This window comes from Phyllobacterium zundukense (assembly GCF_025452195.1).
Lineage (GTDB): Bacteria > Pseudomonadota > Alphaproteobacteria > Rhizobiales > Rhizobiaceae > Phyllobacterium > Phyllobacterium zundukense_A.
The window spans coordinates 488236-510793 of the sequence record NZ_CP104972.1; the positions used below are offsets into that span (position 1 = coordinate 488236).

Genomic DNA, 22558 nt, shown 5'->3' on the forward strand with positions numbered 1-22558 from the left:
GGTTAACGATCCGACCCGGCTGATTTGCTGGAACGGTGAAGACACGTCGTATGATCGGCCCTCGAAGTCTGCGTGCAACGATTGACCTCCCGCCGCGTTACACGAGATCGGGACCGTCCGTTCCGGAGGGACTAGCATGCCATCGTTTCGATTTGAATTTCATGAAGGGACCAAAAACAACGACATAACCGTCGAATTTATCGACCACGAAGCAGCGTTGGCCGAAGCAAAACGCGCGGCAGGTAAAATGCTGGTCGATAGCGCCATCGATCCGGCCGAATGGCTTATCAGAGTTTACAATGACTCTGAGGAGTTGATCGGCACCATTTTTCGCAATGACCTGCTCAACGGGTAGTCAAACATCGCTTCTATGAAATTCGGAAGATTATCTGCTGCCTTGGCATCCGGATTGTTCATCAGCGGCGGCATAAGGATGTTAGGGAGACGAAATTGAGCCCGCGGTCCGACCAAAAGGAACTGATCCTCCTAGGCAGCAGTTGATGCCGACCCGCATTAACTACCGATCCTGATAGAATATCCGCTCCTATTTCTGCTCCCTTTTAAGAACGACGACGGCAAGATCTGGATTGATCTGTTTCAGACGGATGGCAGCCGCAAGACCTGCTGGGCGACCTCCGACAATCACGATGTCGGATTCCGGCGCATTAATGCGGTTGATGCCGACATCAATGACAGTGGTTCCCTGCTTTATCCAGTCGCCCTCAATCATCTGGGAGCGTCTCCGGGAAGAACTGCTGGCATCGATCATACGAGAGGTGGGCGGCGGCGGTGGTGCTCAGACGACACATGCGGGCCGCATGACCGCCGCGTCCGGCGCTTCAGATCCGAAAATCGGCAATAATGATCGCCGACCATGCCGACTGAAATTTCGTGTTTGTTGCCGTTGTGGCATGATCCACTGCGAATCTCCAGGCAGACAGAGGGCATCATATCTCCGCCTACAGGCGTTCTGTTAAGGCTTACCCCGGAGCGGCCAATACCGCAGAGTAACCTATCTCAGAAAAGATTCGGCTTTCATCGTTGCCGGCACCGGTGCGCCCAGCCGTTCGAGGACAGTCGGGGCAAGTTGCAATTGGTCGAGCAGGACATCGTCTTCAGGTCCTTCGCCGGCGCCGAAATAATAGAGCGCGAAATCCTGCATTTCGTCGCCGCGACCGCCATGATGACCGCGGTCCGTCTGGCCGTGATCGGCCGTCACCATCACCTCGTAGCCTGCTTTGCGCCAGCGCGGCAGAAAAGTGGCCAGCATTGCGTCCATGGCAAACAGCGCATGGTCCATCTCGCCACAATCATGACCGTAGCGGTGTCCCATCGAATCCAGCGTGCAGGTATGGAGAATGCCGTAGTCGATGCCGTGACGCTCTGCCAGCATGGTCAGCGTGGCAAACAAATCCGTATCGCTGGGCGTCATCTGGTTCTTGTGATTGTAGCCGGTCATCGTGTGAAAACGACCATGGGTGATCGGTCCGCCAGGTTCGTCGTACTCGATGTCGCGGACGAGATCGAAGGGCACGCGGTTGAAGAACATCGACCAGAACGAATGCGTGACTGCCCCTGTCTTGCCCCCCGCTTTCACAACTTCGGAAAATATGTCGGGCTGTTCTACCCGAAACAGCGTTTCGTTGGAAACGACATAGTGGACCTGCGGCGATACGCCGGTGTGGATCGAGGCGTAACAGGAGGCGGAGGTCGACGGCAGGACGGAGCGCATCTTCCAAACGCGCGCCTCGCCCGACTGCACCCAGCCTTCGAGGTTGCCCATATATTTGCGCCAGTTGCGCCATGGCAGGCCGTCGAGGACAATGAGAAGAAGTTTCGAGCGAAGCGGCATGCAGTGTCCTTGCTATGTGGGGACCAGGTAAACGACAGCCTCAAAGATGCACAAAAATCTTCTCGTCCTCAACCGTCACCGGGAAAGTTCTTGCCCGTATTTTCGGATCGACTAGGAAGGCGCCGCTGCGGATGTCGAATTCCCAACCGTGCCAGGCGCAGCGAACCAGTTCCCCCGAGCGCTCGTAGACGAACTCGCGGCTGTCGGTCTGCTTTGTCGTGCCGGAAACCGGTCCCTGGCAGATCGCGGCACCCCGATGCGGACAGATATTAAGCATCGCGTAGAACCTGTGCAAGAGAGGGACGAAGATTCGGCTTGCGCCGCTCAAGGCAACCACGAACCGTTTCCGCATGCCGTTGGGTCTCGCGGATATGCTGCGAAATCCGTTGGCGCAGATCGGGATAGTTCTCCAGCCGGCCCTCCTGGCCTTTCAGGATGGTGCGCGCTTGTTGTTCCATCGCATGAACCGCATGTTCGAGAGCTTTTATCCAGCTGGCAACCGCGCTTGAAGGACGTTGCCGATTGGCGTTTCGTCAGCGCCCCAGCAATTTCACTACCCATTCAATCAGTACTGCTCGGAACCCATCGCGAACCTTCCCATTAAGCTTTTGATGTTCTCAATGAAGAAGGGAAGAAGCATGACAAACGGGCGTGCACATCACAGAGAACTGAACCTGGGCGGCATGAAAATTTTCTATCGTGAGGCTGGGTCAAAAGACGCTCCGGTCATCCTGTTACCCCATGGATATCCATGTTCGTCTTATGAGTTTCGTAACTACATGCCGCCACTGGCCGACGGTTGGCGACTAATTACGCCGGATTTTCCAGGCTGCGGTTACAGTGATACGCCAGAGGAATTTCGAATACACCTTCGACGGCTACACTGATTTCTGGAGCGCTTCACGGCGCAACTCGGACTTAGCAAATTCACTTTGTATCTCCATGACTTCGGATCACAGATCTCGGCAAGCATCCGGCAACGCCACCGCAATCCATCCAATTCCGGCAGTTTCCATTCAATTTTTCCAAGAAAGCTGATGTCCAACACTGAACACAGGCAGGCGCCTTTTGTTCCGCGAGGTGAACTGGATTGTCTTCGAATAACATGACGCAATGAGGAGCCGGGGGCTCAGACTTCCTCGGGGCGTTTAGGCTGGTCATCTTCTAAGAGCTGTGATTGTTCATGAAGTAAGGACCCCTGTTTTGGGGGTTATATTCATCCACGGGCCCCATCGGCTTTGGCTAGTGTGTCTTCCGTTTTACCGGAGGCCTGTGTTGGATGCTTGTAGTGGAGACGATTGCAAAGGTCCGTCTGCTTTCACGGGTCCAAGGCAAATCGATCAAGCAGATTTGCCGTGACCTGAAGATTTCGCGCAAAGTGGTGCGCAAGGTTCTCTGCTCGGACCGCTACGAACAACAACACCAGCCCCCTGCCTCGTGGCGGGAAGAGCTTGATCGTTTTCTGACGGCGAATGCGGGAAAGTCATCGCGAGAGCGGCTGACATTGATCGGTTATATAAACAGCTTCGTGCTCTGGGCTATGATGGCAGCTATACGTCGCGTGCTTACAAGAAGCAGCATGGCAAGTTGTCGGCGGAGGCGTATGTGCCACTTTCATTCCGCGAGACCGGGCACTCGGTGAGATTGACTGCTAAGACCCACTTCTGTTCTGGAGATAGATCGGCTACTCGGCGATGTTTTCACAGCCAACCTGGAACAGAGAGCTAGTCTCTGCGTTTGTGCTTGGCTGCACGCATTGTGCCGCCTTCCAGGAGCAATCAATTTTGAAAACTTTATTCACGACGACTTTTCTCATAACATTGATGACAACAGGGGCATTCGCACAAGACGGAAGGACGTCTCACGACGTTTTTGGGCAACCATCGGTGGCGGTACGCGATCACGATCGCTATCTCGTCGCTTCGAAAGGGCTCGTCCTCACATCGGGCCTCGTCGGACAAACAGTTTATAACGGTCCGGCAGACGACGCTGCCACGATCGGCGAAGTGACCGATATTGTGCTCAGCCCAGACGGAAATGCGGTGGCGGCGCTTATTGGCGTCGGCGGTTTTCTTGGCGTCGGCCAGAAGGATATTGCCGTCAGTCTCGATCAATTGGCATGGGTGACTCGCGCGGACAACAAGCGGTGGCTGGTTGTTGCGAGCAGCAAAGAGGAACTGAGCGGCGCTCCCACGTTCGATCGCACTAGTTTGCTCAGGGACGGCGCATCCGATCCCGTCAAGGGACCGGCTACGGAAGTCGCAACGAATGCTAAACCGGAAAGCGTGGTTAATAAGGCTGCTTCGGATATCAGGAGCGCGCTCAAGGCTGTTCCGACTGCATCGATAAGCTCTGAAAAGTTGATAGGTTCAGCGGTCTATGGCCCCGATGACAAGCAGCTCGGCAGCGTGGCAGATACATTGATGGCAGGTGACGGCCAGGTCGACGCTTTCGTCGTGGATGTTGGTGGCTTTCTTGGACTAGGCAAAAAGCCGATCGCAATCTCGATTGAAAACCTCGATCTGCTCGCCGATGACAATGGAAAAATTTCCGTTTTTACGCCGTTTACCAAGGACGAGCTTGAGAAGCACCCGGCCTATTCGGCAGAGGCATATAAGGCCGACAGCGAGAAGATTCTGCTTCGCGGTGCGGCCGAATAGAGTCAGATGCCGACTGCCTGTGTTTAGGCCTTTCGTAAACATCCTTGCCGCGGTCATGGTCCTTTTCGAGGTCTTCGCCTCATGATGAGGTTTGGATCGGGGTCTCAAGCAACGAAGTGCGGCCGAGCCGCCTGCCTGCAGCCCATGCAACGAGGTCACCACAACCACCGTCCCGGCGGAGATATCACAGGTTCCGCTGCGGGCCGATAAACTGGCAGGATTAAGTGAGGCTTATGCGTTCGTTTCGTTCCATTCGAAGGTTGTCCCATCTACCCAAATGCAATGAAGCAGGATTGAGAGTTTTCGGGCTACCGCGACTTTGGCCTTGGTGGACGGTCTTTGTAAAAAAGGGATCAACCATCTTTGCGTGGCGGAGACCGAGATTGATTTTGGACGCCACTACAATGCTCCATTAACGCCCAATTACTCGAACGTGTGGGCTGCCTCGTCGGCCCACACCTTAAATTTGGTCAAAACGTTTGGCCCGAATATATTTGTGAGCGGCACGTCGGCCGCGTCCCGGCCATGTGCAACCTTGATACGCCCGATGCGAGGGGCGTTGTTGCGCGGATCGAATGCGTGCCATTGACCACCCAGAAACACTTCCATCCAGGCACAAAAGTCCATCTCCGCATACGGGGGCGGCAGCCCGATATCGGTAATGTATCCGGTACAGTACCGTGTCGGGATATTCAGGCATCGACAAAGCGCAACGGCGAGATGCGTGTAATCCCGGCAAACACCTCGGCCTTCGCCAAATGCCCCATAAGCCGTGCGTGTCGGATTGGAATATTCGTATCCAAAATGGATATGGTGATGCACGTAGTTGCAAACCGCCTGAACACGCTGCCACCCGGGCGCGCGATGTTCGAACAGCTTCCAAGCATTATCGCTCAACAAATCCGTCTCACAGTATCGGCTACCCATGAGATAGACGAGTGTGTCGTCCGGAAGGTCCTGCACGCGATGTTGAACGGCATTAAGCACGACAGGATCAGGTCCGCCGCTGTCGTTCACTAGGGCATTCGTGCTGAGGCTGAATGTGCCTGCTGGTGCGACAATCCGATTACACCAGTTTCCAAACTGATCGTGGTACCCGCTGGCTCGGATTGCGGGTGACGTGGTGAATGTTTCAACGTCGATCAAATCGGCCACACGGGAATGGTGAACGTTCAATATCGCAATCAGCGGTGTTTCCTGCGGAAACTCGAATGTCAGTTCACACCCGACATGTAATCTCATATGCGGCACTCCGTTGGTTGTATCCAACAATGCAAAGCGCGATTCGAAATATTGCAGATGCACACGCTTGAATGTAAGTTTTTTGACAGAACAGCGTCCCCAAGGCCATCGCACCGGTGCCGACAGTACCAACAACGGAAGCGGATCATCGCGTCAAGGGAAGGCACAGTGATTGCAACTAGGCTTCTCGTCTGATCGTTCCGTTAAAGCCGGTTTATGCCATGCGGTATTAGAAGCAGATCCTAGCCTCATTGGCATTTTTCTAATCAAGCGGATTAGAGCCTCTTTTCTGCGACGTAAATATCGGCTTCCTTGGCAGCTTCGATAAATGCTGACCGAGCAGCGGTGCACATGATCTTGCCCTCCAATGCCTCAATGCAGGCCTGCTTCGCCTCAACGAACTTCTTGCCCGTCTTGATCGGCCAATATATTTCCAGGAAATCCGCTGCCTCTTCTACCGACGAAATGTTCCGCGTGCCGCCGAGGGGTTCAGTCTCTATCGTAACGTATGGAAATGGCAGATCGCGCATACCCAGAAACGTGGATATTTGATGGAAGTTCCATGGAAGACCGGCTTTTCCCTATGCGGCCAATAGCGGATCAATCAACTTGACCGCGCTCTAATCTATCGTGGAAATGAACCAGCGGAACGGACATTCCCTTCATACTGAGATCCCACCCGAGGACGACGGGCTGGATCGGCACAATGAAATGCCAGCATGATCGCCGTCAAGCGCGAACGGATGATCGAACCCTTGCACCTTGATAAGCCCTCAGAAATTTGAAAGGATTGGTTCTGGTGGGGAGGTTCTGCCATGGCCGCTAAGACGCTACTGCGGCGTGCAAGGCAGCAGGGTCGCGGCCGCCGCGCGCATGCGCCTTCTGAAATTCCGATGAAGGGTTGGAAGGATATTCTCCACAGAGTGTACGGCTCATTGTGGGAAGACCGGATCATGTTGATTGCGGCAGGAGCAACATTCTATTTGCTGCTCGCGCTGTTTCCGGCGCTTACAGCGTTCGTGTCGGTGTACGGTTTCCTGGCTGACCGCGCCACCGTCGCAGGTAACACCTCACTCCTCGCCGGCATTCTTCCGGCGGACTCGGTTAGTCTGATCCGATCCCAGCTTGAGGCTCTTGCAGCGCAGGATACGAAAGTTCTCAGTCTCGGGTTCTTCATCGGACTTTCGGTGGCACTGTGGAGTGCGAACAATGGCATCAAGGCAATATTCGAAGCCTTGAACGTTGCGTATAGCGAGAATGAAACCCGCAGCTTTGTGCGCGTTAATCTGGTTTCGTTTGTTTTCACGTTCGGCAGTATGTTTTTTGGAATTATCCTGATCACTGCGCTGGGTATTATCCCACACGCGTTGGCGCTGCTTGGCCTGGACGGTTGGAATGCGGTGCTGATTAGCTTGGCCCGCTGGCCTTTAATTGCCGTCGTTGTCGCAGCCGCCGTCTCCGTCTTTTATCGCTTTGGGCCAGACCGCGAGCAGCCCAAATGGCGCTGGCTGTCGTGGGGGGCCATTCTTTCCACATTGGTGTGGCTGATCACATCGGCGGGCTTCACATTCTATCTCGCCAATTTTGCCGATTACAATGCCACCTATGGCGCGCTCGGTGCGGTTGCCGGCCTGATGGTATGGACATGGATCTCGGTGATCATCCTCATCCTCGGCGCTGAACTGAACGCTGAACTGGAACATCAAACAGCGATCGATACGACCATCGGAGATCCGGCTCCCATGGGAGAACGCGGAGCCGTGGTTGCCGATACACTTGGCGCATCTGCAAATGAGACGAGGCGCTAATAGCAGTTAAACGCGGCCATTCCAACGCGCCGGGTCTGCTGGGCGGCGCGATAAACCAAAGCGTGAACTTCGTCTTTTTTGGCCTTACCCTTCCAAAAAATGCCCCATCGAATTCAGCGGAGCAATCTCATCGCAGATGATCTTTAGGATCGCCAACATGGGAACGGCGAGGATGGCGCCGGGCACGCCCCACATCCAGAACCAGAAGATCAGTGACAAAATGACCAGAACTGGATTGAGCGTGAAACGCCGGGCGAGCAGCATGGGCGTAACGATTTCGCCTTCGATCAAATGGATCAATAGGTAGAGCCCTGCGGGCAAAAAAGCTGTCCAGGTTCCATCGATGCCAAGCAGACCGACAAATACGAATATGGCTACACCAGCGAACGGACCCAGGATCGGCACATAGTTCAGGACAAAAGCCAAAACGCCCCACAAGATCGGATCGCCCAGGCCCGTTGCCCACATTGCCGTTCCGGTTGCAAGGCCCACCAACCCGTTCATAAAGGTGATGGTCACAAGATAGGCAGAGATATCTTGCTCAACCTGCTGTGACAGGGCGACCATCTGGCGCTTGTCGCTGAAACGGGGAATGATCTCGACGGTTCGCCGCAGGAACGTGTCGCCGGAAATCAAAAGAAAGAACAGGATCAAAATGGTCTCGAACAACCCGCTTGCGAAGTGCTGCGTTCCCTGGAGCAGGATAGCGGACAGATTGAAGCCGGCATCGGCTTGTCCGCCGTCGATTTGATGCATGAAATTCTGGAAGGTCTGGATCGGTTTGCTCAGAAAATGAAGACGTTGTTGTAGCCTCTCAATACCTTCGGGCAGACGGCCTGCCCATGACGAGGCCGGCCCCGATACGGCAGCGCCAAGACCCACGATAAGACCAAATAAGGTCAGAATGACCGTGAGTGCCGCAAGCGGTCGGGGGACGCGGAGCCTTTCCAGTTGCCGCATTCCCGGCTGGAACAGAAGCTTTAGAACGAACGCAAGAATGACTGGCAGCAAGATCTCAGCGGCGACATAAGCCGCCGTCAAACTCGCGAGAATCAAGAGACAGGCCAGAATGACAAGCTTCGGATCGGCGGTGAAGGGTCCCGCTTCTTTTGTCAGATCGGAGATGTCGACCGGCGTCGCTTTGCTGGTAGGAACAGTCCCAGAAAAGATTGACTTCCTCATCGATGCCTCCTCAAGCACGACACCTCGCGGTACCTGCAATTGCCGCCTCACCTCTAAATCCAAGCGAAGAATGAAGGCCTTCATCATCATTCTACGGAGTTTCTTCACCGGCAGACCTGTCGCGCACCGGTCGTAATGAGCGTTGGATGGGCGTATTTGTTCTTATCTCGTCATCCATCGCCTCAAGCGATTTTCTCATAATCTTGTCTCGGAGGGGCCCAGCGAAACGCTAGCCACGCCCCATGGATGTCGCTAAAACGCGCTGTTGTGAAAGCGGTTCCATCTTCGGAAAAGTGACGTCGCCCCGGGCGCTAAATCGCAACGACACATTGGGATGACGATCGACACGCATTGGGAGAAATTGATGTGGACGCGTCGCTGCAAATGCCAGGTCCCGAACTATTCGACCGTCGCCGGGGTCGTGCGCTTTTCGGGTCAGAGCCGCATGACGATCTTCGCTCGATGCCTCAAAGTTTGGGACAAGTGTGGGCGACCCGCCGGCAGCCCGACTAAACCGGGCCATTACTCGGCGAATAGCCATTTGTCACGGACGACATGGCTGGGTGCCAGTCTATAAGCTGTTGCCCCTAAAGTTAGAACACAAATCAAATCGGGTTTTTCCTGATGTCTTGGGGAGGTTTCCCCGTTTCTTCGACGTGGTGTGTTTGGAGCAACATGAACCAGGCATGCGTTAGCGGAACTTTGTTTTGGGGACAGGGTTGGCTATCGACGATGCCCGCAGCGCGCCGCCTATTGTCACACTATTTCAATAGGCTGGACTATATTTCCAAGTGGAACCAAGGGCGGCGTTGACCGTTTAGCTTTATGAAAGAAGCTTTCAAGGAGTTTACCCATGGGTAGCACAAGCGACAAAGTTTCCGGAATGGCCAATAAAGCAGCCGGCAATATCAAGCAGGCTGCCGGCAAGGCAACCGGTTCCAGGGAAATGCAGGCAAAAGGCAAGATGCAGGAGATGAAGGGCGAGGGCCAGGAGGCCAAAGGTAAAGCCAAGGATGCTGTGAAAAAGATCATCGATAAAGCGTAATCCGGTTTCGGACCGGTTGTTTGGTCCGGCGCCGTACCGCGATCGAAGAGCCGGGAATGAATCTTGAGTAAAAAGACAAGCAAGTCTGAAGATCAACTGGCCGCCGAAGCAGACGTTGACAGCTTTCGAAGAGACCTTGGCCCATTCGTTGTTGCCGCTGAACAAACGCGAATGGCGATGGTCTTTACCGATGCCAGGGAACCAGCCAATCCGATCATTTTTGCCAATGAAAGTTTCCTCGCACTATCGGGATATGAGCGTGACGAGGTCCTCGGTCAAAGTTTCAATTTCCTGATCGCGCACGCCTCCGATGCAGAGGATTGGCACAAATTGAAGCCGAGTTTGAAGGTCATTCGGGCGATGGCGCGGAAATTCGCTATCGACGCAAGGATAGCAGCGAGTTCTGGGCGGCGCTTTTCATCAGTCCCGTTCGCGATGAAGGCGGCGCGATTGTTCAGTATTTTGCTTCTTTCGTCGATCTCACCCGGCACAAGGAAGAAGAAGCTCACTCGAGGATGCTGATCAATGAGCTCAATCATCGCGTGAAGAATACCCTTTCAACCGCGCAATCGATTGTCTGGCAGGCCTTGCGGACGGCGACCGATCCCAACTTTAATTCGAGAGGCGATTGAATCAAGGTTGCACGCGCTGTCGCGGTCGCACGACATGCTTACGCTTACAAATTGGCAAAGCGTAGGTTTGCTCGATGTGGTCAACGATGCGCTGGAACCGTTCGTGGTGACAGACGGCCGCAAGGATCGCATTGTCATCAACGGCGACAACATTCAGTTCCACCCAAAGGCCGTTCTGGCGTTGGGGATCGCGCTCAACGAACTTGCAACCAATGCCGTGAAGTATGGTGCATTTTCCAATGGCACGGGATCGGTCCTGATCCAGTGGAAACTTGAACCGACGCTGGAAGGCAAGGAGCTGATTCTGCTCTGGCAAGAGCAGCACGGACCAGCCGTGTTGCACTCCTTCCCGCAGGGGCTTTGGATCACGCATGATCGAAAACGGTTTAGCGCAGGAACTTGAAGGTGAAGTGCATCTCGATTACCGGCCGGAGGGCCTTGCTTGCACCATGAAATTTCCCGTTCCCCAAGATGCCCGCAATGGATAAATTGCTCGCTGGCCGGCGCATCCTTGTCGTTGAGGACGAAGTACTGGTCCTTATGATGATTGAAGACATGCTGGCTGACCTCGGATGCCGGTCTGTGACCACAGCGACCAGGGCCGATCACGCCGTTTCCCTGATTGAGAACCAATCTTTCGACGCAGCCATGCTGGACATGAACCTGAATGGCCAAACAAGCCGCTCTGTCGCAGACGCGCTCGCCATGCGGGCTGTCCCCTTTGTCTTCGCCACCGGCAATAGTATCAAGGATATTTGGGATGGATACGGCGACCGGGCGATAATCCGAAAGCCATTCATGTTTGAGGAACTGGTCGATACGCTGACGTGTCTTTTGCGCAACTCATCTATGGGATGAGATTCTTGAGCTCGGTTGGGTATGGCAAACTACGCATGCCGAAAAACCCAGACCGAGAATTTCCGGCTCCGGCAGACGTTGCCACCTGATCGCTAACCTAAGGTTGGGCGGGCGTGGGTGTTCATTCTCTGACGTGGATATCAGCCTCCTTTGCAGCTGGTGCTGTCACATTGTTTGAAGGGTAGACGCATTAAGGCCCGTACTTAGAGTTTCAGACGAGCTGGCCACAGACGGCCTTCCACTGAGCCATGGCCTGCAGGCGGTGGTTGCGAATTTGGTTGGCAGAGGTTTTGTGTGATCTGGAACGAAGAGATTGCGGACGGCGGAGAACAGCGAACGAAATGCTGCAAGCTTTCTATTGAACGGAAGCCCTGTCGCATTCGTTCCCGCTTTCTAAACGGCAGATGAGAGTTCTCCGCCCGATTGTTCAAGCCTTTATGTGAGCGATGCTCGACATCCGGCATGACCTGGCGCTTTGCTGCTCGATAGGAGCGGAGTTTATCGGTTATTATCCGCTTGGGTGAAAGGCCTTGTTTCTTCAAGAGCCGGGTCAGCAAACGTCTGGCCGCCTTAGTATTGCGACGTTTCTGGGCGATCTCATCGAGCACATAACCATCTTGATCGACAGCGCGCCATAGCCAGCATTTCATGCCATTGATGCAACTGCAACCTCGTCGAGATACCAGACATCACTGCCCGAAGGTGACTTTCGGCGAACGCGCCGGGCATAATCGGAGCCATGTTTCCTGCCCCACCGGCGGATCGTTTCATAGGAGACAGCGATCCCGCGCTCGAGCAGCATTTCCTCAACGTGGCGCAGGCTCAACGGAAACCGGTAATAGAGCCAAACGGCGCGGGCGATAATCTCTGGCGGGAACCGGTGGTTTTTGTAATGGGCGATGGGCTGGTTCATCCAGAACCGTCTATCGATTCTTAAGCTAAAAACAATGTGACAGCACCCGCCCCACACATCAGGGATAAACTTTCAAAAAACGGGATCGAGGTCGTTGGTGGGTCTCCGGCTGAATTCGCTCAGTTTATTTCTTCCGAGCTTGAACGATGGGCTTGGCTCCGTACGTCCCCGTAATGCAAGCCGTCCTTCAATCCCAACACAACAGGCCCCGACTAAGTCTAGGAGCAGGATACAGATAGAGTGTATCTCGACATGTTGAAGTTCCAGTCTGGACGCGTCATTGACGCGCGGTGGTGGAGGCACCGCCCTTCTGGGGTGCCTCCACCACCGCGAAGCCATTCGACCGCCGGCGTGAGGACCAGCATGCATGGAGGGAGGCCCTCTGATTTACCCATAGAACCCGTACGTTCGCAAACTCTAACCAGAAACCGATTGATCTGACGTGTCGCTGGATCAGGAGTACATCCGGGTTCTTTGCGGCATCTCATCTGTAAAGTGGTTAGTCAGTCCTACACCGATCTTAAAATCGTATCGGATCGCTAGCGGTCTACCCGGGACCGCATTAAATCAATGTCGGCAGAAGTGGCCGACCAGCCAAGCGAGCGCAGTGATCAGTGCTTTTTAGGCCATCGGCTCGCATCAGATGATGTAAATCTGGAACGGTTCAGTTCCCCGGGCCTGAATAACCTCACCAGCGCTTAGGCGGCCTTTTTATTTTTCGTCTCGGAAAGGTCCGTTGAGCCAGAACAGATTGAAGTCACGGTCAAAGCCGACACTGGACCGGAACAGTGGTGCGAAATTGGAATTTGCTGTCATAGTCATATCCTCCTTGAAGCAACATGACGCCGAGACGCCGAAGCTGACGCCTCCAGCGGTATCGATCCTACAGTCAGCGATCGACGCGGAATGATTTGGTTTGACAATTGGAGGAGTCAAGAAGGGCGCGCAAAAAATTATCGTTCCTCATCTTGAAACATCGAAGAGAGCGTTAATTTGACATTGGCAGGCTTTGAGCGTAGCTATGCGTTGTCGATATTGCTTGTTTGACTTTTGTTATCGTGCGCTGGCAGCGTGCCCTGGACGAACTTCCCCCTTCAAAATCGAATTCATCATCCGCGATGCTTTCTGCGTTGCGGTATTTTAAAATTGCTATGAAAGGGTTCGTTATGACCACTGGCACAGTTAAATGGTTCAATTCCACAAAAGGCTTCGGCTTCATCCAACCCGATAATGGCGGGACTGACGCGTTTGTGCATATTTCCGCAGTTGAACGCGCAGGTATGCGTGAGATCGTTGAGGGCCAGAAGGTCGGATATGAGCTGGAACGCGACAACAAGTCTGGCAAGATGTCGGCTTGCAATCTGCAAGCGATATAAAATTTGGTGACTGCTTTCCTTTGACCACGGATGTACTGGCACTGTCGAAAGCAAGCTAAGCAGAAAGGTCAGGCATTTGTCTGGCCTTTTTTATTTTCAAAGAACAGGGACCATCCAGCTGGGCCTCTGACAATGCTGAACAATAATTGATTCGTATCAACGGAGGTTTGGATGCCAGACCCGGCTAATGAATTGCAGGCGATTAATACAGCGTGGCAAATTGCCATGCAGGAAATTTTACGGATGGTTGTTCGGGATATTTATAAAACGGGCGATGAAGGCATTTTCAAATCGCACATCAAACGTATTGAAGAGGCCGCCGTGGATAGTATTTATAGCGGCTTAATGCTTCGGGGAACTGACGAATGGACGGAAACGCTTGTCAAAGAGAAAGCCAGCAACTTCGTTACAACCCTGCTGACTTCATTCACATATGATCGGGCCTAGCAGCGACCAGAACTCGGTGAGAGATGCTTATTCCCCAGCACACCCCATGCATGGCAATCAACTCCACGCAGTGTCCTCTTTGGGCCGATATTGTTGAAAAACTCGGCATTGCCGATGCTTGGGACGCGTGATTCAATCCTCTGAGTGATTTGCAGGGGATCAGGCGAATGATGGGATGTCAGGCGGTTTCGGCGCAGCTCTTCTACGACTTCTGCCTCGATGATTATGTCCCTGCGGACCATCTGCTGCGCGGGATCGATCGTCACCTCGATCTCGATAGCGTTCGAGCACAGTTGAAGCCTTTTTATAGCAACACTGGGCGGCCCTCAGTTGATCCTGAGCTGATGATGCGAATGCTGATTATCGGCTACAGCATGGGTATCCGGTCGGAACGGCGACTTTGCGAGGAGGTCCATCTCAATCTCGCATATCGGTGGTTTTGCCGCCTTGGCCTGGACGGAAAGGTACCGGATCATTCCAGCTTTTCGAAGAACCGTCATGGCCGGTTCCGGCAAAGTGATATCCTCCGGCACATGTTTGAGACTGTGGTGGAACGGTGCCTTGCCCAAGGGCTGGTGGGAGCAGAAGGCTTTGCGGTTGATGCCAGCCTGATCGCGGCGGACGCCAATAAGCAGCGTTCGGTGCCCGGCACTGAATGGAAAGCCGAAGACGATGCTGGCCGCTCGGTTCAGGAATATCTGGCGGTTCTGGATGACGCGGCTTTTGGCGCTGCCTCGCCGGTGACGCCGAAGTTCATTTCGCAATCCGACCCGGCAGCTCAGTGGACAGGTGCTCATAAGGGGCATGCCTTCTTCGCCTACGCCACCAATTATCTGATCGATACTGATCACGGTGTCATCCTTGACGTCGAGGCTACGCGAGCGATCCGTCAGGCGGAGGTCGGAGCATCCCGCACGATGATCGACAGAACCGAGAACCGCTTCGGCTTGAAGCCAGGCTATCTGGCAGCCGACAGCGCTTACGGTTCTGCTGACAATCTTGCCTGGCTAGTCAAGGAAAAGGACATCGCGCCGCACATTCCGGTGTTTGATAAATCCAACAGGACCGACGGGACCTTCTCGCGTTCGGACTTCACCTGGGATGGCGAGAATGATCGCTACATCTGCCCGGCAGGCGAAGAGCTCAAGCAGTTTCACCGAACCTATGCATCGCCCAGATCGGGGATAACGAGTGAAGGGACGCGGCTCTATCGCGCCAGCAAAAAGAACTGCGACGCCTGCGAATTCAAACAGCGCTGCTGCCCGAATGCGCCTGCTCGCAAGGTGCCGCGTGATCTCAACGAAGATGCCCGCGATGTCGCCAGAGCTATTGCCGCCACACCCGCTTACGAGCGGTCCCGGCATCGCCGCAAGAAGGTCGAGATGCTCTTCGCTCACCTCAAACGCATTCTCCGGATGGCGCGTTTGAGGCTGCGAGGTCCATGTGGTGCGCGAGACGAATTCCTGCTTGCAGCAACCGCCCAGAACCTCAGAAGGCTGGCGAAACTCAGACCACAAAGGCCACCACACGGCGTCATTGCTGCATAAAAGCGGCCAGAAAGGATACCCTACGCGAAAGTGCGGGGCAGATAGCCCATCATCCCTACCGGAAGGATGCTGCAACAGCCCGATGAACAGCTACCTGGCCGAGTTTTTCAACGATATCCGCCGGATGCGGCCAGTATGATCGCCTTGAACGGATACGTTGGCTTTGACAGTCTCCATACGCGAATTGACGAGGACAATTGCGAGAACGACGTTTCGATCTCACCGACCTCCGGCTGTCGCCTTCCACGTTGCACGTCCAGAACCCAGCTGGAGGATCGGCGGAAAATCGCCGGCATGAGATCATGCTTGAAAGCACGCTCTCGATTGGATGTCGAAATGAAATACGTGACATCGGTCAACTGGTTCTAGCGGCCGCCTGAACTGTCGGACGAAGCAGTCGGGTGGCTGCTTCCCAGTCCACGGCCTTTGAGAAAAAATAGCCCTGGCCGAACTCACAGCCAAGCGCGTGCAGTTGCCGGGCCTGTTCGGATGTTTCGATGCCTTCGGCAATGACGTCGATTCCAAGTCCTGCGGTAATTTCCAGCAAACCTTCCGTTATGATGATTGCAGGGTCTCCAGGGACCAATCTTTTGACAAAAGTCTGATCGATCTTGATGATGTCAACAGGCACGGTCATCAGGTGGGTGAGAGAGGCAAAGCCCGTTCCGAAATCATCCAGCGCGACATGAAGGCCGAGGTCTCTCAGCGACTTTATCTCCCTTGCAAGGAAGTCCTCCTGCTGGCCGAGATAAACCGATTCTGTGATTTCCAAAACGATATGCTGCAATGGGACCCCTGCCCAGCCAAAGATCTCGCACACTCGCTCTTTAAGATTGCCCGTGTGAAAATCGGAGGCTGAGAGGTTGATTGCCACGCTGTGAAAAGGCACATCCATATCCAACCATCTGCGGACGTCTGCGGCAACAAGCGTCATCATGCGCTGAGTGAGCTCGGCGGCTACATGTGCGTCTTTGGTGGCTTCATTGAAATTGACAGCTTCGATAATCTCTCCCGTCGCCGTGGTGATGCGGCACAGGGCCTCGAAGCCCGCCAAGTCTGTGCTGCCGAGGCGAATGATCGGCTGGTAGTGCGGAGAAATCCTATCATCTGCGAGCGCTTGGCTAACCTGTCGTATAGCGTGGAAGCGGCGCGTCAATGCGGTGCCCTGGTCTCCATGGTACTCAACGAACCGCCCGCGGTTTTGCTCCTTGCCGTGATAGAGAGCGATATCAGCCTTCCGCCGAACGTCGTCTGGACTGTCACCAGGTTCCGAAGTTGCGCCGCCAATGGTCACCTTCGGAAAGACGACATGACCGTTGCAACTGCAGGGCTGTTCCAAGACGGACAGGACTGTCAAAGCCTCGCCCTTCAGATCGGAGCCATCCTGATGACCAACCACAATTGCAAACTCATCGCCGCCCAATCTGAAGATCAGATCAGACCCTGTGACCGACATGAGCCTGTCCGCCACAACTTTAATCAGGTCATCGCCCGCACTATGGCCAAACGTATCGTTGACCATCTTCAGATTATCGATGTCGGCGAGCAGGATTCCAAACGGTCGTCGCAAACCCTGTTCGATTAATTTTTCATTGAACCGCGCCCGGTTTCCCAATCCCGTGAGTGCGTCGGTGTAAGTGAGGCGTTGCCTCTCCTTTACCCGCTCGTGTCGCTCGAAGGCGATCGAACAAAGATGAACGCAGGCGCCGACAATGTTCTCTTCAAGCTCGCTGGGTCCGCGCTGATCGAAATAATAAAAGGCAAACGTGGCCACCACCCGGTCAGCATTTAAGATCGGAGTCGACCAGCATGCTTTGAAACCAAGCGGGTGGACCAAAGCTTTGAAATCACGCCAACGGACATCGGTTTCAATATCAATGGCAGAGACTGCCTCTTGATAGTAGGCCGCGGTCCCGCAAGATCCCGAAAAGGGTCCGATCTCGATACCGTCAAAGGCCGACGAATAGGCAAGCGGCAACGTGGGGCCTGCAAGGGGGCGGAGTCGCCGTTGGTGATCGACGGCGACCACAGAACACACCATGCGAGGGACCAGCGTCTCGACTTCCCGACACAAGCAATCAAGAGTTTCCTTAAGCGAACTGCCAGTGGCAATCATTTCGAGGATAGTGTTCTGAAGCTGAAGCATGTGATGTCGCTTATTTTGGCGGAAGAAGTAACGTAACAGATTTCCGATCATCTTTTATCTTGTTGAACGACGGCTTAACGCAATTTTGTACAGAACGGTTCAGCCAACCGTTCCAAATTTTTTGAAAATTGATTAACCCCCTTGCGCCCTTGACGTTGAAAGACCGGCGGTTTGGGTGTCACGCGCTCCGATCGTTATATAGGCCAGGCAAGACTCTACCGGTGGTGTTCCAGCGTCTTGACACTCACTGCCATCAACTTCAGCACGACAGTGGCAGCAGCGTTGAAGAATGTCCTTGCTGGCGCAGTTTGGTCGAGACAGCCGCAGAAAGTCGAGGAGGTCATTATCTGGACCAACTATTGCGTTTCCGAGCATAGACCCAGGCGTTGCCGTAGGGTTCGCCACGTTCTGCCGCACCGCCAAACCTGTGTGGTCAAGGTCGTCAAGGAACCTGTCCTGGGCGAAGGATCGCGACCAAGAAACGCATCTGCTGCCAGACTTCCAACTCCGAAACCCGCTGAACACTTCAGCCGGTTTTTGTGCGCTGGCCTCTTTCAGCGAAATCGGTACCTTTTCGCTGCAGCAGAGTCCCCCGCCTCCGTTCGCGAACATAGACTCGAACCATCTGTGAATTCGGGATTATCGGTTTTGACCAGTTTTTTGCGATGCAGATGAGATAGGATCAACCGCACCGCGCGCTCCGAAGCCTGGAGGTTTTCGGCCAGCTCGGCGATCGCCACCGTGTGCCCAGAGCATGATGACGGGATGTTGCGCAAGACTTGCAGTTCCTGGAAGGTGGCCGATTTTGCCATTATCTCTTTTGTGTGCATTTTTTAGAGGGGTCGCGCGCCGAGTGGCTGAGAAACATCTCCAACGGCATGTTTCGATGAATTAACTCAGATACTCGACGTACGTGATTTTAGTGTGAAAAACTGGAGAACTCATATGCGGGATCACGACACATCATAAGTGTCTGGTGTCACTTGAATGGAATCGAACGCACGACACACAGAGTCCCGGCTGTTCTTTATCGTGGGACGTGTCGGCACCCTCCTTTCGAAAAGGCCGCCCATAACGGATTTCTAGTCGTCTACAATCGCCGATCTGCATCGACGCAGCGTACTCCTCGAATATAGCTTCCCTTCCCCTTAATGGAGCTCAGGAAGATTCCTGAACTACACTAGGGGTTTTCACTCAGGCTGTGCCTCAGAATTTCACCTTGAACCCGGCCGTGCCGTTGAGGCTGTAGCTGTCGGCGAAGTGAGACAGGCTGGTGTTGATGGAAACCTCGCTGTAGATCGAATACTTGTCATCATTCCAGTTATAGCTGCCGCCGGTGCCAATGCCGCCCCACGTCCGATCATTCTCGCTGGCAAAGTTTACGCCTGATACTTCAACTTCCGTCCCATCCAGGAACTCATAATAAAGATTGGCGATACCATAAAGGTGCGTGCGGGTTGTCGTTCCTGAAGCACCCTCCCAGGCATTTTCATAATCTGCCGAAAGTCCGAGACGACCCTTGAGGCTCTCACCCGACCCGAGAGAAACATCAGCGCCGAAGGGGTCGGTAAAGGCGTCAAAGTCTACATTGGAATATGCGAGCTGGGCCTGCGGGGTGAGCGTCCAGCTCTGGTTCAAAGCAAGCCTTTTGCCGGTTTCCAAGCTGAAGGCGTAGCCGAAACCATCATTGCCATTCGAAAGACTACCAAGGACGCCGGAAGACAGGTCACTTTCGTACCATGTCGCCTGCGCCTGCCCGTCAAGGTAAAAGCCATTCTGGCCATACCAGGTCAGCGTACCGCCCACTCCGTAGCCATCAGTATCGACCTCGCCATTGCCGAATAAGGAGGAGACATCTGCGGATGCATTGCCATACTGCGCGGTGATGCTTCCGATGAGTTTGCCGCTCTCGCTTTCATAAAGCTGCCCATCCAGACCGCTTTGGATCTTCCATGTGTCCAAATCGTAATCGGTGGCACTCGTTGACGTTCTTGGGTCAAAGCGTCCATGTGCGCCTTCGATGCGCGCCCACAAGCCGCGTCCCTCGATCAAGGCCGGCCCGCCGTCAGAAGGCTGCGGAGCCGGCTCGATTGTCCCGGGTCCATCACCTTGCGACAGCATTCCATTGCCGGCGCCCGACCAATAGCGATTGCCAACGCGTTGCTGCAGTGTCGGCAGTCCGTTGAGACCGAGCAATGTCTGTGCATACGCCTCATAGACGGGAACGCCAGGTTGGTAGAGCGGCGAAAATGGCGGGGAGGTTGGATCTGCAGGATCTGTAGGATCGGTCGGATCCGCAGGGTCGGCCACGGCGGAACGCAGGTACCAGCTACCATCGGTTGGCGTCGCGATGCCATTCTTGTATAGCCGGTAGGCATAGGCGCCGCCAATGACGGCCTCGTCGCCCTCAAAGACATAGTCGCCATCAAGCGCAAAGCTGCCGGCGGAAGAACCGGCAACATCGATCACCCGTATCCCTTCCACTGTCGGTGCTCCGCTGCCGCCAACATTCGCCACAACAAGCGTTGTCGACCCTGACGTGTCACCGAGGACAACGAGCCTGTCCGTCGTTGAAGCGTCATCGCCGAGCGCCGTATTCAACCGCAAGGTCCCGTCGGCGCCCACATAGTTGCCGCTGACAGTCAACGTTGCTCCCGGCGCACCACCAACATTGACCAGTCCGGCATTGGTAAGCACGCTCACGGTCTGATCGAATCCGGCCGCATCGAGGGTTCCGCCAGCAAGCACGGAAGTCGGGGAATTGGGACTAAAGGCGTTCGTTGCGCCAGCCGCGAGCCTTCCGGCCTCGACCGTTGTTGCACCGGCGTATGTGTTCTGTGCGGTCAGGATTGTCGTTCCGCCGCCGATCTGCCTGACGTTACCCGAGCCTGAGATCACACCGTCGAAGTTCAAGCTGTCGGAACGATTGAAAGCAAGGGAGCCATCGTTAGCGACATTTCCGACGATAGAGCCCGAAGTTCCGCCATTGCCGAGCTGCAAGGTTCCGGCGTTGATGATGGTCCCGCCACTATAGGTATTGTTGCCGGTCAGGATCGTGGTGCCCGAACCGTTCTGCTCCACGGCACCCGAACCGGAAATGACTCCCGGCACTAAAAATGCATCGGAGCGGTTGAAGGCAAGGAGGCTGTTGTTCAACACATCGCCGGCGATCGAGCCGCTGGTTCCGCCGTCGCCAAGCTGGAGGATACCTGCGGAGATCACGGTGCCACCACTATAATCGCTGTTGCCCGTCAGGACGAGAGAGCCTGTTCCTGTCTTGGTCAGCCCGCCCGGGCCGGTTACGCCCTGTGCCAATGTCGAATCGAAAGCCTGCGTATCAATCGTGCCGCCCCCGACATTCAGGGTCACCGCGCGATCCGCCGACAAGTCGAAACTGCTGTTTAATCGCAGGGTGCCACCATTGAAACTGACACCGCCGGTCGAAGCGCCCAGCGCATTGTCAGCGCCGACTGCAACAACGCCGCCATTGATGAAGGTTCCGCCGGAATAGGTGTTGCCGGCCGCAACCGAAGGCTCAAGTGTAAGGACCCCAGCGCCGGTCTTTTCGACGGCACCGGTCCCGACGATCTGACCCACATAGGTGCCATCATCGGGCTGGGCAAACCGTACAAGGCCATTATTGGTGATGTTGGCGACATTGTTAGCGGGAAGAAGCTGCGTTGGCAGAGCCTGCGCACGTGCTTCCAGGGTACCGGCTGGATCGATGATCACCTGGCCGGTGTAGTTGGTGTTTGCCCCGGTCAGAACGAGCGTGCCGTTTTGGACCGTAGCCACAGTGACACCGGTGATCGTGCCTGTCAGCGTCCATGTGCCGAGATCGTTTTTGACGAGGCTTTCAAATCCGTTGAAGTTGCCAGCCATGGACGATTGCCCGTCGCCGCTGAGGAAGATTGCATCAGTGCCGCCGCCACCGGTAAAATTGCCGGTAACGGTCGATCCTGTATACAGACGCAAGATATCATTGCCGTTGGCGAGATTGATACTGCCGCGAATTGTGCCCCTATTGGTAAAGTCGAGCGCTCCTGCCCCCGATCCGCCGATGACCGTGCTGGTTGTTCCGTTGCCCGCTTCAATAATGCCGGTTTCATTGTTGATCACGGTGTTGAGACCGGACGTATTCTGGGACCAGATAGCGACAGAATTGTTTGCGTCGATCAGGCCACTATTGGTGAGTACATTGCCGGTGCCCTGGAAGTTCACTGCTTCCGCGCTGCCCTGGGTTCCCAGAGCAAGGAGCTGGCCTCCCTGTTCAATCGTCAGAGTACCATTGTTGTTGATCTCAACGGCGTTGCCACCCGTATTGTAATTGCCAGTGGTGGAGATTGCCGTCGCGCTGACGAGGCCGCCACCGGCAATGGTGATGGCCGCATTATTTCGCAGGCTGATGGCATTCAAATCGCCCACAGCAACCTGGGAACCAGGACCAACATTCACGGTGATGTTGTCTGCAGCAGCAGAATTGCCAGCGCCAACTGTGCTGGTAAAAGGATCTCGGCGCTGCGGCATCGCAAGTGATGACACCCCCAAGGGTGACGCAATCGGCAAACGCCACCGCCGGCGCCATTAATGAGCCTCCGGTGAAGACAGCAGCGAGGATTGGTAACCGGGCGGCCGATGATGCCAAAGCGGAATGAAGTCTCTGCATGCTGATCTCCTGAGAATCTTTTTTGACTGTCTAGCGTAGAACCATTCAATTGCCTGTGTTCAATCGGCAACAAAATTTAAATCTTGAAGTAAACTTTGAACTTCTCCCTGAAACTGCTTGGGGAACACGACAATCCTTGCCGTTGCGGACCCGCCAACCGCGTCGTGGAACCGTTAACAATGCG

At 54.8% G+C, this 22558-nt stretch carries 19 protein-coding genes and 4 pseudogenes; 13 read left to right on the plus strand and 10 right to left on the minus strand.

Annotated elements, in window-relative coordinates; genetic code table 11:
• Positions 1–136: 136 nt before the first annotated feature.
• Positions 137–355, plus strand: coding sequence for a DUF6894 family protein (locus tag N8E88_RS09885; RefSeq protein ID WP_262292434.1), 219 nt, complete (start codon positions 137–139; stop codon positions 353–355).
• 189 nt (positions 356–544) lie between these two features.
• On the opposite strand, the gene N8E88_RS31775 is transcribed toward N8E88_RS09885, so the two are convergent.
• On the minus strand, positions 545–730 hold the full coding sequence (locus N8E88_RS31775; protein ID WP_410010600.1) for a hypothetical protein: 186 nt from the start codon (positions 728–730) through the stop codon (positions 545–547).
• 30 nt (positions 731–760) lie between these two features.
• On the opposite strand from N8E88_RS31775, the gene N8E88_RS09900 reads away from it, so the two are divergent.
• Positions 761–862, plus strand: a complete 102-nt coding sequence (locus tag N8E88_RS09900) for a CGNR zinc finger domain-containing protein (protein WP_262292400.1) — start codon at positions 761–763, stop codon at positions 860–862.
• Between the two features lie 150 nt (positions 863–1012).
• On the opposite strand, the gene N8E88_RS09905 is transcribed toward N8E88_RS09900, so the two are convergent.
• From N8E88_RS09905 to N8E88_RS09915, 3 genes and pseudogenes are all read right to left on the minus strand, one after another.
• Positions 1013–1852: an alkaline phosphatase family protein gene (locus N8E88_RS09905; RefSeq protein WP_262292359.1), complete on the minus strand. Its 840-nt coding sequence runs from the start codon at positions 1850–1852 to the stop codon at positions 1013–1015.
• Between the two features lie 40 nt (positions 1853–1892).
• Positions 1893–2138: pseudogene (locus N8E88_RS09910) on the minus strand (Rieske (2Fe-2S) protein); the annotation flags it as partial.
• Complete coding sequence (locus tag N8E88_RS09915; protein WP_262292361.1) at positions 2122–2310, minus strand: DUF892 family protein; 189 nt, start codon at positions 2308–2310, stop codon at positions 2122–2124. The gene N8E88_RS09915 and the pseudogene N8E88_RS09910, both read right to left, overlap by 17 nt.
• A gap of 180 nt (positions 2311–2490) precedes the next feature.
• On the opposite strand from N8E88_RS09915, the pseudogene N8E88_RS09920 reads away from it, so the two are divergent.
• A pseudogene (locus N8E88_RS09920) lies at positions 2491–2835 on the plus strand (alpha/beta fold hydrolase); the annotation flags it as partial.
• Between the two features lie 801 nt (positions 2836–3636).
• The gene (locus N8E88_RS09925) at positions 3637–4512 is read left to right on the plus strand and encodes a PRC-barrel domain-containing protein (RefSeq protein WP_262292362.1); all 876 of its coding nucleotides are present in this window, start codon (positions 3637–3639) and stop codon (positions 4510–4512) included.
• Positions 4513–4935: 423 nt separating this feature from the next.
• Here the strand turns inward: N8E88_RS09925 and N8E88_RS09930 are convergent, their stop codons facing one another.
• Both N8E88_RS09930 and N8E88_RS09935 read right to left on the minus strand, forming a co-directional pair.
• Positions 4936–5754, minus strand: a complete 819-nt coding sequence (locus tag N8E88_RS09930) for a transglutaminase-like domain-containing protein (RefSeq protein ID WP_262292363.1) — start codon at positions 5752–5754, stop codon at positions 4936–4938.
• A 275-nt stretch (positions 5755–6029) separates the two neighbouring features.
• A complete protein-coding gene (locus tag N8E88_RS09935) occupies positions 6030–6284 on the minus strand; it encodes a DUF982 domain-containing protein (RefSeq protein ID WP_262292364.1) in 255 nt (84 codons plus the stop codon).
• A 285-nt stretch (positions 6285–6569) separates the two neighbouring features.
• On the opposite strand from N8E88_RS09935, the gene N8E88_RS09940 reads away from it, so the two are divergent.
• The gene (locus tag N8E88_RS09940; RefSeq protein WP_262292365.1) at positions 6570–7562 is read left to right on the plus strand and encodes a YihY/virulence factor BrkB family protein; all 993 of its coding nucleotides are present in this window, start codon (positions 6570–6572) and stop codon (positions 7560–7562) included.
• A gap of 84 nt (positions 7563–7646) precedes the next feature.
• On the opposite strand, the gene N8E88_RS09945 is transcribed toward N8E88_RS09940, so the two are convergent.
• Positions 7647–8744: an AI-2E family transporter gene (locus N8E88_RS09945; RefSeq protein WP_262291610.1), complete on the minus strand. Its 1098-nt coding sequence runs from the start codon at positions 8742–8744 to the stop codon at positions 7647–7649.
• Between the two features lie 853 nt (positions 8745–9597).
• Between N8E88_RS09945 and N8E88_RS09950 the strand changes: the two genes are divergently transcribed.
• The 5 genes and pseudogenes from N8E88_RS09950 (at position 9598) to N8E88_RS09970 (ending at position 11279) form a co-directional block, all read left to right on the plus strand.
• On the plus strand, positions 9598–9789 hold the full coding sequence (locus tag N8E88_RS09950) for a CsbD family protein (protein WP_262291611.1): 192 nt from the start codon (positions 9598–9600) through the stop codon (positions 9787–9789).
• 177 nt (positions 9790–9966) lie between these two features.
• Positions 9967–10053: pseudogene (locus tag N8E88_RS31520) on the plus strand (hypothetical protein); the annotation flags it as partial.
• A gap of 56 nt (positions 10054–10109) precedes the next feature.
• On the plus strand, positions 10110–10421 hold the full coding sequence (locus N8E88_RS31525) for an HWE histidine kinase domain-containing protein (RefSeq protein ID WP_315975217.1): 312 nt from the start codon (positions 10110–10112) through the stop codon (positions 10419–10421).
• 34 nt (positions 10422–10455) lie between these two features.
• Positions 10456–10824 (plus strand): hypothetical protein, encoded by a 369-nt coding sequence (locus N8E88_RS09965; protein ID WP_262291612.1) that lies wholly within the window; start codon positions 10456–10458, stop codon positions 10822–10824.
• A gap of 77 nt (positions 10825–10901) precedes the next feature.
• A complete protein-coding gene (locus N8E88_RS09970; protein ID WP_262291613.1) occupies positions 10902–11279 on the plus strand; it encodes a response regulator in 378 nt (125 codons plus the stop codon).
• Between the two features lie 211 nt (positions 11280–11490).
• Here N8E88_RS09970 and N8E88_RS09975 read toward each other — a convergent pair.
• Positions 11491–12192 (minus strand): annotated as a pseudogene (locus N8E88_RS09975) (IS6 family transposase).
• A gap of 1166 nt (positions 12193–13358) precedes the next feature.
• Here N8E88_RS09975 and N8E88_RS09985 point away from each other — a divergent pair.
• The 3 genes from N8E88_RS09985 (at position 13359) to N8E88_RS09995 (ending at position 15562) form a co-directional block, all read left to right on the plus strand.
• Positions 13359–13568, plus strand: coding sequence for a cold-shock protein (locus tag N8E88_RS09985; RefSeq protein WP_112532490.1), 210 nt, complete (start codon positions 13359–13361; stop codon positions 13566–13568).
• Positions 13569–13739: 171 nt separating this feature from the next.
• Positions 13740–14015, plus strand: coding sequence for a hypothetical protein (locus N8E88_RS09990; RefSeq protein ID WP_262291615.1), 276 nt, complete (start codon positions 13740–13742; stop codon positions 14013–14015).
• Between the two features lie 167 nt (positions 14016–14182).
• Complete coding sequence (locus N8E88_RS09995) at positions 14183–15562, plus strand: transposase (protein ID WP_262291616.1); 1380 nt, start codon at positions 14183–14185, stop codon at positions 15560–15562.
• Positions 15563–15917: 355 nt separating this feature from the next.
• Here N8E88_RS09995 and N8E88_RS10000 read toward each other — a convergent pair whose 3' ends face one another.
• Positions 15918–17708, minus strand: coding sequence for a bifunctional diguanylate cyclase/phosphodiesterase (locus N8E88_RS10000; protein WP_262291617.1), 1791 nt, complete (start codon positions 17706–17708; stop codon positions 15918–15920).
• Positions 17709–18914: 1206 nt separating this feature from the next.
• Complete coding sequence (locus N8E88_RS10005) at positions 18915–22235, minus strand: autotransporter outer membrane beta-barrel domain-containing protein (RefSeq protein ID WP_262291618.1); 3321 nt, start codon at positions 22233–22235, stop codon at positions 18915–18917.
• Positions 22236–22558: the final 323 nt, after the last annotated feature.

Excerpts from the sequence above, each read along its gene's own strand:
- N8E88_RS09885 (WP_262292434.1), top strand. The coding sequence starts at position 137 with ATGCCATCGTTTCGATTTGAATTTCATGAAGGGACCAAAAACAACGAC.
- N8E88_RS31775 (WP_410010600.1), bottom strand. The coding sequence starts at position 730 with ATGATTGAGGGCGACTGGATAAAGCAGGGAACCACTGTCATTGATGTC.
- N8E88_RS09905 (WP_262292359.1), bottom strand. The coding sequence starts at position 1,852 with ATGCCGCTTCGCTCGAAACTTCTTCTCATTGTCCTCGACGGCCTGCCA.
- N8E88_RS09915 (WP_262292361.1), bottom strand. The coding sequence starts at position 2,310 with ATGGAACAACAAGCGCGCACCATCCTGAAAGGCCAGGAGGGCCGGCTG.
- N8E88_RS09930 (WP_262292363.1), bottom strand. The coding sequence starts at position 5,754 with ATGAGATTACATGTCGGGTGTGAACTGACATTCGAGTTTCCGCAGGAA.
- N8E88_RS09935 (WP_262292364.1), bottom strand. The coding sequence starts at position 6,284 with ATGCGCGATCTGCCATTTCCATACGTTACGATAGAGACTGAACCCCTC.
- N8E88_RS09940 (WP_262292365.1), top strand. The coding sequence starts at position 6,570 with ATGGCCGCTAAGACGCTACTGCGGCGTGCAAGGCAGCAGGGTCGCGGC.
- N8E88_RS09945 (WP_262291610.1), bottom strand. The coding sequence starts at position 8,744 with ATGAGGAAGTCAATCTTTTCTGGGACTGTTCCTACCAGCAAAGCGACG.
- N8E88_RS09950 (WP_262291611.1), top strand. The coding sequence starts at position 9,598 with ATGGGTAGCACAAGCGACAAAGTTTCCGGAATGGCCAATAAAGCAGCC.
- N8E88_RS09965 (WP_262291612.1), top strand. The coding sequence starts at position 10,456 with ATGCTTACGCTTACAAATTGGCAAAGCGTAGGTTTGCTCGATGTGGTC.
- N8E88_RS09970 (WP_262291613.1), top strand. The coding sequence starts at position 10,902 with ATGGATAAATTGCTCGCTGGCCGGCGCATCCTTGTCGTTGAGGACGAA.
- N8E88_RS09985 (WP_112532490.1), top strand. The coding sequence starts at position 13,359 with ATGACCACTGGCACAGTTAAATGGTTCAATTCCACAAAAGGCTTCGGC.
- N8E88_RS09990 (WP_262291615.1), top strand. The coding sequence starts at position 13,740 with ATGCCAGACCCGGCTAATGAATTGCAGGCGATTAATACAGCGTGGCAA.
- N8E88_RS09995 (WP_262291616.1), top strand. The coding sequence starts at position 14,183 with ATGATGGGATGTCAGGCGGTTTCGGCGCAGCTCTTCTACGACTTCTGC.
- N8E88_RS10000 (WP_262291617.1), bottom strand. The coding sequence starts at position 17,708 with ATGCTTCAGCTTCAGAACACTATCCTCGAAATGATTGCCACTGGCAGT.
- N8E88_RS10005 (WP_262291618.1), bottom strand. The coding sequence starts at position 22,235 with ATGCCGCAGCGCCGAGATCCTTTTACCAGCACAGTTGGCGCTGGCAAT.